Below are 11681 nucleotides of genomic sequence, written 5' to 3'. Positions count from 1 at the left end.
TCCGCAAAATATCCAGAATCATACATAAAAAGCGGACGAAAACGTCCGCGCTCCAACGGACATTTTATTTGAATCGACTATATTTAAAGTATCGAATAGATTTTCGTAAAGGTCTCATCCTTGGTTCAATACGGATATTCGTCTTCCCATTCTTCATTGCCGTTTGCTACCCAAGCCTGTTTCAGTGCGCTTTGTACCGTATCGGCGGAAAAACCGCGGTACATCAGAAAACGCATTTGTTTTTGTTTGTCTTTCAAATCCTTAGCAGGGGATTTGAATTTTTTTCGCAATACCGCTATGGCGGTTTGCAATTCGTTGTCTGCATCCGGCAGAAATTCGCGGGCGGTATCGGCATCAATGCCTTTGGCCGCCAATGATTGTTTCAGGCGCAGGCTGCCGTAGCGGCGGCTTTTGCTGTGGACAAAGGCTTCGGCGAAACGCTCGTCGGATTGCCAGTTGCGCTCGGCAAATTCTGCCAGTACGCGCTCAATTTCTTCCTCGTTCTCGGCATAGGGCGCAAGCTTGCGCTTGAGTTCGGCACGGCTGATTTCGCGGCGGGAAAGAATATCGAGCGCACGGGCGCGTAGGGATTTTTGTATCGGCATCATCAAAGCAGCAGGGAGGTGTGAAACACAAATGCCTGTCTGAAAACATTTAGCTTTGCTTTTTCAGACAGGCATGCTTGTTATTTAAGCGTTTTCCTGCTCTTTTTGCGGGCGCAGGTGATCGTAAATCTGCGGTAGGGAGTCGATAATCCAATCGGGGCGGGTAGCCGGATCGGCCGAGAGTTCCGCCATGTCGCCGTAACCGTAGCTCACGCCCACGCTCAAACAGCCGGCGGCTTTGGCTGCCAAAATATCATTGTGCGAATCGCCTACCATCAGCATGTTTTTCACATCCACGCTCAATACTTCGGCTGCGTGTTGCAAGGGCAGCGGGCTGGGCTTTTTCTCGGGCAGGCTGTCGCCGCCGAGTATCAGGCTGAAATAGTCGGCCAGTTGCAGCTGTTTCAGCAGTTCGGCGGCCAGCAATTCGTTTTTGTTGGTAATCACCGCCAGCGGAATGCCCAACGATTTGAGCAAGCCCAAGCCGGTATCGGTTTGAGGATAGGCGCGGGTGTAAATGCTGAGATGGTCGCGGTAATAGGTGATGAAGAAGGTGAAGGCGGCCTCCCATTGATCCTGCGGTGCTTGGCTGTCGCGGCTGTCGGTAAGCACGCGGTGAACCAGATTGGCAATGCCGTCGCCGACATAGCTTTCTACGGTCTTTTCCGGCAGTTCGGGTAAGCCCAGATGCCGGCGGGTGGCGTTGGCGGCGGCAGCCAGATCGGCAACCGAGTCACATAGGGTGCCGTCCAAATCAAAAGCGACGGCTTGAACGTGTTCGATGGCGGGTGTAGTCATTTTTGAGCGGTAGAAAAGTGGTTGTAGATGGATTGATTATAGCGAAAAACGCGATTGCCGGCACCGCGCAGCCTGATTTTGCCGTATCGGCCAAATCAAACCTGTTTGGGCACGGGAATATACACGAAATCTGTGTGTAGAATTTTGCCCTTATGATGGAATATTTGCATCAAGCATAAGGGGAACGGAATATATTTTTAAATTGCCAAGGGTTTATGCCTGTCTGAAAAAGCGGACGGAAAAAATTAATATAAATATGAAGAGAATGATAGCAAACACCCGCCGGAATCCGACGGATGTTTGCGCGTCAAATTATTCGAGTTGTTTGTTCAGATCCCGGATGCGTTTTTCTTCGCCGAAGGCCACCACCAGCAGCAGGGCAATACCGGCGAACAGTGCCAGATAAAAGACCACGAAAACATCACTCCAGCCGTGCAGGGTGTGGCCGAAAAAAGTCAGGCCGCCGCTTTTCGGATCGGCAATCGCGGCAAGGCCTACTTTGGCAATGGAGTCGCCGAACAGGTAGCCGAAAGTGCCGGTCATGCCGTTGGCCACGCTGATGCCTTTTTTCGGCACGAAACCGACCAGAGAAATGCCGATCAGCAACTGCGGGCCGAAAATCAGGGCGCCCAGCAGAAACAGAGAAGCGTTGACCATCAAAACACTGGTGGCGTTGCGGTACAGCATAACGGCAAAGATAATCGCAACCATACAGCCAACCGATACGGCGGCGCGCCTGCCATTGAGCAGGTCGGAAATATAGCCCCAGCTCATGCTGGCCAGCATCGCACCGATTTCAAAATAAAAAATGGTGTTGACCGCATCCATTTTGCCGAAGCCGAGTACTTCGGTTACATACAGCGGCGCCCAGTTATCGATGCCGATACGCACAATATAAACGAAGATATTGGCAACGCACAAAATCCAAATCCAGGGATTTTTCAGAACAAACCGGGTAAAGGCTTGCCACATCGGCATTTCGTCGGCTTGGGTATTTTCGGTTTCCACCGGTTCGCCGAAGATTTCTTCGCAACGGTTCCAGCCCAGCTCTTCAGGATCGTCTTTGCCGATAAAGAAACCGGCAATACCGATCAGTAGGGCGATGAGGGCGGGAAAGATAAACATGCCGTACACATTGCCGCCGAAAAAGACGTTGGCGCCCCATAAGGCGATCATGCCGGCGATTGCGCCGCCGATGTTGTGCGACATATTCCAAAAGCCTAAATAACGCCCGCGTTCTTTGCGAGGCGCCCATCGCGAAATGGTGGAGTAGGAGGCGGGGCCGCCGGCGCCTGAAACAAGCCGTTCAAACCCCATAATACGATAAAAATGCCGATAACCGAGCCGTAGGCGCTTAACAGCAGGCCCATGGCCAATACGGTAACGGCTGCGCACACCAGCATTATGGAAATCGATTTTTTGGTGTTTTTATCGCTAATGTAATAGCCTACCAAGGTTTTCCCCAAGCCGTAGGTGATGCTGAAGGCCAAACCGATGTAACCGAGCTGCAAGGTGGTGAGGCCGAGCTGTTCCTTCATCATCGGTTGGGCCGCTTTGAAATTGTTCCGGATCAGATACATGCACATATAGGTCAGAAATACGACCATAAAGGCTTTCAGAAACTGCCTAAGCCACATCTTTCGCTGTTCTGCAATGGGAATATTACGATTGGGGATTTTTTTGATGGAAAGAAAACCGGACATATCAAACTCCTTTGATTTCGATAGGAATATGAAAGGGTTTTCCGATAATCTGTTTGAATAAAAAGTTCTGCCGAAGAACGGGCGCACCCTGCTGTTTTTATGAACTACGTACGGTGAAAAGGCAAGAATTTCAGGCGGGTGCTGCCTGCGGACGATTATACGCTTGCGGGCATTAAAGTATTTGCTTAATAACAAAAGATAGCGGATTTAATGACTTCGATACGGCAGCAAGCGGCAGATGGTACACAGGATGAAAAATGCCTGTCTGAAAACTTTTAGCTTCGCTAAAACGCTTATAGCTGTTTTCAGACAGGCATAGTTCTGTAGTCATACCATTGCCAATCTCACCGTGTTGTCCGGCAACGGTATGCACTCTTAATAACGGATTCAATTCCTTCGATATCGGGCAGCAGAGCCTTCGCTAAAGTTAAGTTAATCCGCTTTAGGAAATTATTCCAATTCAAAGGCCTTGTGCAGTACGCGGGTGGCCAGTTCCATGTATTTTTCGTCAATCAATACTGAGATTTTGATTTCGGAAGTGGAGATCATCTGAATATTGATGCCTTCTTCTGCCAAGGTGCGGAACATTTTGGAAGCCACGCCCACATGCGAGCGCATGCCCAAGCCGACTACCGATACTTTGCACACGCCGTCGTCGCCGTCGATTTCGGTGGCGCCCAAACTGTCTTTCAGGCCTTTCATCAGTTCCAGGGTTGGTTTGTAGTCGCCGCGCGGAACGGTGAAGGAGAAATCGGTGGTGCCCTCGTCGCCCACGTTTTGGATGATCATGTCCACTTCGATGTTGGCATCGGCCACAGTACCGAGAATCTGATAGGCAATGCCGGGTTTGTCGGGTACGCCGCGTACGTTGATACGGGCCTGGTTTTTATCGAATGCGATACCGGATACGGCAGCTCTTTCCATGTTGTTGTCCTCTTCAAAGGTGATTAATGTACCGTCGCCGCCGTCAATCAGGCTGCTCAATACGCGCAGGCGCACTTTGTATTTGCCGGCGAATTCCACCGAGCGGATTTGCAGAACTTTGGAACCCAGGCTTGCCAGCTCCAGCATTTCTTCAAAGGTGATGGTGTCCATACGGCGAGCTTCGGGTACTACGCGCGGGTCGGTGGTGTAAACGCCGTCCACATCGGTATAAATCTGGCATTCGTCTGCCTTGAGGGCAGCAGCCAGCGCTACGGCAGAAGTATCCGAACCGCCGCGGCCGAGGGTGGAAATGTTCCCTTTGGAATCTACGCCTTGGAAACCGGCGACAATCACCACGCGACCCTGTTGCAGATCGGCGCGCATGGCGGTGTCGTCGATGTCTTCGATGCGTGCTTTAGTGTGCGCGCTGTCGGTTTTTACGGCAACTTGCCAGCCGGTATAACTCTTGGCATCGACGCCGATGTCTTTCAGCGCCATGGCCAACAGTCCGATGGTGACTTGTTCGCCTGTGGCCAGTACCACATCCAATTCGCGCGGATCGGGGAATTCCTGCATTTCATGCGCCAGCGCCACCAATCGGTTGGTTTCGCCGCTCATGGCGGATACGACTACCACCACGTCGTGACCGGCTTCGCGGGTTTTCGCCACGCGCTTGGCCACGTTTTTGATGCGCTCGGGCGAGCCGACCGAGGTGCCGCCGTATTTTTGTACAATTAAAGCCATTTTTTTGCTTTCTGGGTAACGGAAGGTAAGCGGAAAAGATAAATCGTTATGTATGCAACCGCTTCGGGTTGTGTTTGCAACAAGAAAGCCCCGAAAAAATCGCGTCGGTTTGTGCCTTACCATGCCGTTTCGGGTTTGGCGGAAGAACCGTCAAACCCGCCTTATCCGGCCGGAATCGCTTGCAAAAACCTTCATCAGATTCAATCAGGGCTAACTTAGAAAATAGGGCGTTATTATCCCGCGTTTTAGCATGAAGTTCAAGAAAAGCAATGTATGAAATGAGTTGAACAAATGCCTGTCTGAAATTTATTTTCAGACAGGCATTTCGTTTGGCTGTATCGCTTTAGAGACTTTCGTCTACTTCTTCGCCGTTGAGCATGGCTTGTACGGCTTCAGCGGTGCGTTGGTCTTGGCGCCGGCCTTCTTCTATCATGGCGTGGTTGCTGAACATATCGTCGCTCGGTTCGTACAACACCGCCATTTTGCCCATACCGTTGCGGTCCATCCGGTAATAGAGGTTGCCCACTTTTTCCGCCGTTTCGTGTTCCATCCCCAGATATTCCAACGCCCGTTTGCCGCCGCGTACGGCAGAATCGAAGGTTTCGCGGATGATTTCGTCGGCGCCGGCCTTGAATAAATCAAAGGTATGGCGACGGTCATAGGCGCGGGCAACGATTTTAATGTTGGGATTGGCTTCGCGGGCAAACCGGACAATCTGTAAGGCGCGCTCGCGATCGTCTATTGCCACCACCAATACGCTGGCTTTTTCCAAGCCGGCGGTTAACAGCAATTCGGGGCGGGAGGCGTCGCCGTAATAACTCTTGATGCCGTATTTATCCATGCCGGAGACCAGTTGTGCATCCAAATCGATAATGGTGGAGCGGTAGCCGGCGGCCGTGAGCACGCCGTTGACAATCTGGCCGAAACGGCCGAAACCGGCTTGCAACACGGTGTGTTGCTCGTTGATGGTATCGGCATCACGCTGGGCCGGAGCGGTTTTCGGCAGTTTGCCGTGCAGAATCATAAACAGTGGTGTCAGCACCATCGAGAGTACGACGATAGCGGTCATATTGGCATTGACGGTGGCGTCGATAACGCCTTGCGATAAGGCCGCGGCGAACAGTACGAAAGCAAATTCACCACCTTGCGCCATCAGTACAGCACGCTCCAGCGCTTCGTCATGTGTACTGCGCGCGATGCGGGCGATGATATAAATACAGACGGCTTTAACCGCCATCAGCGCCAATACGCCCGAGAGAATGATGCCCCAATTGGCGGCTACTACTTTTAAATCCAACGACATGCCGACGGCCAAGAAAAACAGGCCGAGCAGTAAGCCGCGGAAAGGTTCGACATCGGCTTCGAGCTGGTGGCGGAAATTGGATTCCGACAACAGCACGCCGGCCAGAAACGCCCCCATCGCCATCGATAAACCGCCTATTTCCATCAGCAAACCGGCGCCCAACACCACCATTAGTGCCGCTGCGGTCATCACCTCGCGCGCTTTATAACGCGCCAGCAGACGGAACAGCGGGTTGAGCAACCACAGCCCCACCGCTACCAAAACGCCGAGGCAGAGCAGGGCGATGCCTATGCTTTGCCACAAAGGCGTGCTGCTCTCGGTGTGCTGGGGCGACAAAAAGGCGACCACCGCCAATAAGGGCACAATCAGCAAGTCTTCAAACAAGAGAATCGAGACGATTTTCTGCCCGTGCGAGGTGGACAATTCATTGCGCTCGCCCAATACCGACATCACGATTGCAGTGGAGGTGAGCACAAAACCGGAAGCGCTGACAAACGCTACCTGCCACGAAACACCGAACAAAATGCCGACAAAAGTGAGCAAAATGGCGGCGGCGACCACTTGCATGCTGCCCAAGCCGAATATCTGTTTGCGCAAATGCCATAAATGGGTAGGATTCATTTCCAAGCCGATAACAAACAAGAAAATCACCACGCCCAATTCCGCGACATGCAATATCGTTTGCGGATCGTTGAACCAGCCGAAACCATAAGGACCAATCACCAGCCCGGCGGCCAGATAGCCCAAAACCGAGCCCAGCCCGAGCCGTTTGAATAAGGGTACGGCAATCACTGCCGATGCCAACAAGGCAACAATATGGACGATATCCGGCCCGTGTTGTGCTGCTGCCATAATTTGCTCCGTTTAGTTGAAATGATTAAGCTTGCATCATGCCCAGATTCCATCTGTTGTTCAGCACCGCTGCGTAAACAGTGCAAAATTATTGAGGGGCAAAATGCGGGATTAGGTTTGTTTAGTAATGCCTGTCTGAAAAAAAGTTTTCAGACAGGCATTTAATTTAATTGAAAATACTATAAATTCGGAAACACGCTGCGGAAGGCGGCTTTTTGCAAAGCAGTGATTTCGGCAATGCCTTTTTGCCCCAGTGCAAGCAATTGCTGCAATTCTTCCATGCTGAAAGGTTCGCCCTCGGCGGTGCCTTGTATTTCGATTAGTTTGCCGGAGCCGGTCATCACCATATTGACGTCGCTGTCGCAACCGGAATCTTCGGGATAATCCAAATCAAGCAGTGCGGCACCGCCGACCATGCCGGCGGAGATGGCGGCTACGGTGTCTTTCAGTGGAGAGGTAATCAGCACGCCTTCGTCCAATAGTTTTTGCACGGCTATGCTCAAAGCGACGAATGCACCGCTGATGCTGGCGGTGCGGGTGCCGCCGTCGGCTTGGATAACGTCGCAATCAATCAGAATTTGGCGCTCGCCCAACAAGCTCATGTCGACTACCGCGCGCAGCGAGCGGCCGATCAGGCGTTGGATTTCCTGGGTGCGGCCGGATTGTTTGCCGGCCGCCGCTTCGCGGCGCATGCGGCTGGCGGTGGAGGCGGGCAGCATGCCGTATTCGGCGGTTACCCAACCCTGGCCTTTGCCGCGCAAGAAAGGGGGAACATTATCTTCAACGGTAGCGGTGCAGATGACTTTGGTATTGCCGCATTCGATTAAAACCGAGCCGTCGGCATGCGGCAGAAAATTGGGGGTGAAGGTGAGGGGGCGCAGCTCGTCGGCGGCGCGATCGGTGCGGATATAATCGGTCATCTGCTTGCTTTCTGTATGGCGGTTAAATAAATCGCTAATTATAGCGCAGGATTGTGCTATATTCGGAAACGCTTTCACTCAACCCCTTTCAGGAGAAAACCCTATGCTTCACAGCATGACCGGCTTTGCCAATGCCGCAGGCGAATGCGGCGCCAAACGCATCAATCTGGATATTCGTTCGGTCAACCACCGTTATCTCGATGTGCAGTTTAAAATGCCCGATGATTTGCGTTATCTGGAAAGTGCTTTGCGCGAACGGGTAGCGAAACACGCCCTGCGCGGCAAAGTGGAATGCCGGATTCAGATTCAGCCGGTGGAGAGCGGCGAAGCGGTGTTGAAGCTTAATCGGGAGCTGGTGGACGAGCTGGCCGCTTTGAATACCCAATGGCGTAAACAATACGAAGGTTTGGCGAAATTGAGTGTGGCGGATATTTTAAAATTTCCCGGTGTTTTGAGCAGCAAGAGTGAAGACGAAGAAGCGTTTGCCCGTGAAGTGGAAAAACTGATGGAAGCGGCGTTGGGCGATTTTGTCGCCGCCCGGGCGCGTGAAGGCCGCAAATTGCAAGAGCATATTTTGGAGCGGCTCGAGGCGATGGAAGGCATCGTCGATGCGCTGGCGGAATTGTTCCCGCACTTATTGCAGGCTTATTTGGAAAAAGTGCGCGCCCGTTTGGCCGAGGCGGTGGAAAACATCGAAGAAGACCGTTTGAAACAAGAATTTGCGCTTTATATGCAAAAAGCCGATGTGGACGAAGAATTCAGCCGTCTGCGCAGCCACATCGCCGAAGTTCGCCGCATCGTCAGCGAGCCCAAGGGCAGTATCGGCAAACGGCTGGATTTTCTGATGCAGGAGCTCAACCGTGAAGCCAACACTTTGGGCAGCAAAGCAATTGCCGCCGAATGTACCCAAGCTTCGGTAGAGTTGAAAGTGTTGATCGAGCAGATGCGCGAGCAGGTACAAAATATCGAATAACCGTAAGATCATGCCTGTCTGAAAAAATGATAGGATGCTTTTCAGACAGGCATCGAGCGTTTTCATTGGAACCACGGAAAAGCAAAAGGAAAACAGCATGGCCGATTGGAACGAACGTTATCTGGGCGATGATTATGCTTTCGGTACGGAGCCCAACGAATTTGTTTTATCCGTCGCACACCACCTGCCCAGAAAGGGCAAGGCGCTGGATTTGGCAACCGGCGAGGGACGCAACGGTATTTTTCTGGCGCAACACGGTTTGGAAGCCGAAGGCGTGGATATGTCGGAGGTGGGTTTGGCCAAAGCCGCGCGCTTGGCAGCCGAAAAAGGCGTAAGCTTTGTTACGCGCGTGGCCGATATTACCGCCATGGCGATTCCCGAAGCGCATTATCAAGTGATTGCCAGCGTGTTCTGCCATTTTCCCGAGCCGCAGCGCAGCGATTTGGCGCGCCGGATTATCGAAGGTTTGGCACCCGGCGGTTATTTTGTCGGCGTGTATTACCATCCCGAACAAGTGATGTTGGGCACCGGCGGTCCGAGCGATCCAGAGCGCCTGGGTACTTTGCGCGAAATGGTGGATACTTTCGAAGGTTTGGAATGGATCGTGGTCGAACACGTGCGTCGTGAAGTACGCGAAGGCAGCCGCCATCAGGGCATGAGCTCGTTGGTTCATTTGTTGGGGCGCAAGCCGCAAGAAGCGTGAAGCATGAATTGGAAATGAAGATGATACGGAGCAAAATCTGCGGTTTTACCCGCCCGCAAGACGCTTTGGCGGCAGCGCAGTTGGGCGTAGACGCCGTCGGGCTGGTGTTTTATCCGCAAAGCAAGCGTTTTGTCAGCATCGAACAGGCGCAGGAAATCGTGCGCGTATTGCCGCCGTTTGTCAGCGTGGTGGCGTTGTTTGTGAACGAAAATACCGAGCGCATACGGCAGGTGCTGGCGCAGGTGCCGGTTGATATTTTGCAGTTTCACGGCGACGAGACGCCCGAATTTTGCCGCCAGTTCGACCGCCCGTATATTAAAGCGGTGCGGGTGCAAAATACCGGTGACATCATCGCGGCGCAGCAACAATATCCGGATGCCCGCGCGGTATTGTTCGATGCCCATATCGAGGGCGAATACGGCGGAACAGGGCACCGCTTCGATTGGGCCATGCTGCCCGATCAGTTAAGCGGCCACTGGATACTTTCCGGCGGGCTTAACCCCGAAAACATTGGAGAAGCTGTTAAAATAACCGGTGCGAAGATTATCGATGTTTCCAGCGGCGTAGAAAGTGCGCCGGGAATCAAGTCGGCGGAAAAAATAGCGGCCTTGCTGGCGGCTTTGGATGAACCAAAGATATCGGAACCTGAATAAAATTCCCGTCGGCCGGAGCCTTTGTGTTCAGCCGGATAAGCCGGAACACAATCTTTTCATGCCGCTTTCCGAATCCGGCCAAGCTCATGCCGCTTGATACGCAAGGCTTTTACAATCAAAAGAATCTCTTTTTTTTAGAGCGTGCCAAAGCGTGCGCCCGCATTTCAGTTTTAAGGAATGAACCACAATGCAAAACTACCAAGCCCCCAACGAACAAGGCTTTTTCGGCGAACACGGCGGCGTGTATGTTTCCGAAACCCTGATTCCCGCTTTGCAGGAATTGGCCGATGCTTATCGGGAAGCGAAAAACGATCCGGCTTTCTGGGAGGCTTTCCGCCATGATTTGAAACATTATGTCGGTCGCCCCAGCCCGGTTTACCATGCGCAACGCCTGTCTGAAAAACTCGGCGGCGCGCAAATTTGGTTGAAACGCGAAGACCTTAACCATACCGGTGCGCATAAAGTGAACAACACCATAGGCCAGGCTTTGCTGGCCAAGCGCATGGGTAAAAAACGTGTGATTGCCGAAACCGGCGCCGGCCAGCACGGTGTGGCTTCCGCCACCGTGGCTGCCCGTTTCGGCATGGAATGTCATGTTTACATGGGTGCCGACGACATTCAGCGCCAAGCGCCGAACGTGTTCCGCATGAAATTGTTGGGCGCCAACGTGGTGAGTGTGGCGAGCGGCAGCCGCACCTTGAAAGACGCCATGAACGAAGCGATGCGCGAGTGGGTGGCTTGTGTGGACGATACGTTTTACATCATCGGCACTGCCGCCGGCCCGGCACCTTATCCGGAAATGGTACGCGATTTCCAATGCGTGATCGGCAACGAAGCCAAAGAGCAGATGTTAGAAGCCATCGGCCGCCAGCCCGATGTGGCGGTGGCCTGCGTGGGCGGCGGCTCCAACGCCATCGGCCTGTTTTATCCGTATATCGAAGAGGCTGGTGTGCGCCTGATCGGTGTAGAAGCGGGCGGCCACGGTGTGCACACGTCCGAACACGCTGCGCCGATAACCAGCAAAGCGCCTGTTGGCGTGTTACACGGCTTCCGCAGCTATCTGATGCAGGATGAAAACGGCCAAGTGCTGGGCACCCATTCCGTTTCGGCTGGTTTGGATTACCCCGGCATCGGCCCGGAGCACAGCTATCTCGCCGATATCGGCCGTGTCGAATATCATGCCGCCAACGATGATGCGGCCTTGCAAGCGTTTGATTTGTTGTGCCAATACGAAGGCATTATTCCTGCGCTCGAATCCAGCCACGCCTTGGCGTGGGCGGTGGAGAATGCACCGAAAATGGGTAAGGATCAAGTGATTCTGGTGAATTTGTCCGGCCGCGGCGATAAAGATATCAATACTGTTGCCAAGCTTAAGGGTATTGAGCTGTAAAGGTTTCGACGGGCTTGAAGGTTTTGCCCAGTGGCTGCCATGCCGCTTATCAACAATGTATAGTCAATTAAAATAAGAGCTCCGTAGTAATGCAGTCATAAAATCTCCCACGG

General features: G+C 52.9%; 10 protein-coding genes and 1 pseudogene. 4 read left to right on the top strand and 7 right to left on the bottom strand.

What is annotated here, in order from left to right:
* Window positions 1-125 precede the first annotated feature (125 nt).
* The 7 genes and pseudogenes from recX to rph all read right to left on the bottom strand — a co-directional run bounded on the left by recX (window position 126) and on the right by rph (window position 7849).
* A complete protein-coding gene (gene recX / locus Q4C79_RS12115) occupies window positions 126-605 on the bottom strand; it encodes a recombination regulator RecX (protein WP_303091278.1) in 480 nt (159 codons plus the stop codon).
* A gap of 84 nt (window positions 606-689) precedes the next feature.
* Window positions 690-1403, bottom strand: coding sequence for a phosphoglycolate phosphatase (locus Q4C79_RS12110; protein WP_303091277.1), 714 nt, complete (start codon window positions 1401-1403; stop codon window positions 690-692).
* A 312-nt stretch (window positions 1404-1715) separates the two neighbouring features.
* A pseudogene (gene uhpT / locus Q4C79_RS12105) lies at window positions 1716-2944 on the bottom strand (hexose-6-phosphate:phosphate antiporter).
* Between the two features lie 334 nt (window positions 2945-3278).
* Window positions 3279-3497, bottom strand: coding sequence for a hypothetical protein (locus Q4C79_RS12100; protein WP_303091276.1), 219 nt, complete (start codon window positions 3495-3497; stop codon window positions 3279-3281).
* Window positions 3498-3556: 59 nt separating this feature from the next.
* On the bottom strand, window positions 3557-4774 hold the full coding sequence (locus tag Q4C79_RS12095; RefSeq protein WP_303091275.1) for an aspartate kinase: 1218 nt from the start codon (window positions 4772-4774) through the stop codon (window positions 3557-3559).
* Between the two features lie 343 nt (window positions 4775-5117).
* Window positions 5118-6929: a monovalent cation:proton antiporter-2 (CPA2) family protein gene (locus Q4C79_RS12090; protein ID WP_303091274.1), complete on the bottom strand. Its 1812-nt coding sequence runs from the start codon at window positions 6927-6929 to the stop codon at window positions 5118-5120.
* Between the two features lie 179 nt (window positions 6930-7108).
* Window positions 7109-7849, bottom strand: a complete 741-nt coding sequence (gene rph, locus Q4C79_RS12085) for a ribonuclease PH (RefSeq protein ID WP_303091273.1) — start codon at window positions 7847-7849, stop codon at window positions 7109-7111.
* A gap of 103 nt (window positions 7850-7952) precedes the next feature.
* On the opposite strand from rph, the gene Q4C79_RS12080 reads away from it, so the two are divergent.
* The 4 genes from Q4C79_RS12080 to trpB all read left to right on the top strand — a co-directional run bounded on the left by Q4C79_RS12080 (window position 7953) and on the right by trpB (window position 11568).
* Window positions 7953-8822 carry a YicC/YloC family endoribonuclease gene (locus tag Q4C79_RS12080; RefSeq protein ID WP_303091272.1) on the top strand — a complete coding sequence of 290 codons (870 nt, stop codon included), beginning with the start codon at window positions 7953-7955 and terminating at the stop codon, window positions 8820-8822.
* 97 nt (window positions 8823-8919) lie between these two features.
* Window positions 8920-9525, top strand: a complete 606-nt coding sequence (locus Q4C79_RS12075) for a bifunctional 2-polyprenyl-6-hydroxyphenol methylase/3-demethylubiquinol 3-O-methyltransferase UbiG (protein WP_303091271.1) — start codon at window positions 8920-8922, stop codon at window positions 9523-9525.
* A 14-nt stretch (window positions 9526-9539) separates the two neighbouring features.
* The gene (locus Q4C79_RS12070; RefSeq protein WP_303091270.1) at window positions 9540-10178 is read left to right on the top strand and encodes a phosphoribosylanthranilate isomerase; all 639 of its coding nucleotides are present in this window, start codon (window positions 9540-9542) and stop codon (window positions 10176-10178) included.
* Between the two features lie 187 nt (window positions 10179-10365).
* On the top strand, window positions 10366-11568 hold the full coding sequence (gene trpB, locus Q4C79_RS12065) for a tryptophan synthase subunit beta (protein ID WP_303091269.1): 1203 nt from the start codon (window positions 10366-10368) through the stop codon (window positions 11566-11568).
* The last annotated feature ends 113 nt before the right edge of the window (window positions 11569-11681 follow it).

The sequence above is a fragment of the Neisseria sp. genome (assembly GCF_030523955.1).
Lineage (GTDB): Bacteria > Pseudomonadota > Gammaproteobacteria > Burkholderiales > Neisseriaceae > Neisseria.
The sequence above is the reverse complement of the archived record's forward strand: the minus strand, read 5'-3'. Positions and strand labels throughout refer to the sequence as shown.

What these genes read in the sequence shown, in the direction of transcription:
- recX (WP_303091278.1), bottom strand. Translation starts at nt 605, where the DNA reads ATGCCGATACAAAAATCCCTACGCGCCCGTGCGCTCGATATTCTTTCC.
- Q4C79_RS12110 (WP_303091277.1), bottom strand. Translation starts at nt 1,403, where the DNA reads ATGACTACACCCGCCATCGAACACGTTCAAGCCGTCGCTTTTGATTTG.
- Q4C79_RS12095 (WP_303091275.1), bottom strand. Translation starts at nt 4,774, where the DNA reads ATGGCTTTAATTGTACAAAAATACGGCGGCACCTCGGTCGGCTCGCCC.
- Q4C79_RS12090 (WP_303091274.1), bottom strand. Translation starts at nt 6,929, where the DNA reads ATGGCAGCAGCACAACACGGGCCGGATATCGTCCATATTGTTGCCTTG.
- rph (WP_303091273.1), bottom strand. Translation starts at nt 7,849, where the DNA reads ATGACCGATTATATCCGCACCGATCGCGCCGCCGACGAGCTGCGCCCC.
- Q4C79_RS12080 (WP_303091272.1), top strand. Translation starts at nt 7,953, where the DNA reads ATGCTTCACAGCATGACCGGCTTTGCCAATGCCGCAGGCGAATGCGGC.
- Q4C79_RS12075 (WP_303091271.1), top strand. Translation starts at nt 8,920, where the DNA reads ATGGCCGATTGGAACGAACGTTATCTGGGCGATGATTATGCTTTCGGT.
- Q4C79_RS12070 (WP_303091270.1), top strand. Translation starts at nt 9,540, where the DNA reads ATGAAGATGATACGGAGCAAAATCTGCGGTTTTACCCGCCCGCAAGAC.
- trpB (WP_303091269.1), top strand. Translation starts at nt 10,366, where the DNA reads ATGCAAAACTACCAAGCCCCCAACGAACAAGGCTTTTTCGGCGAACAC.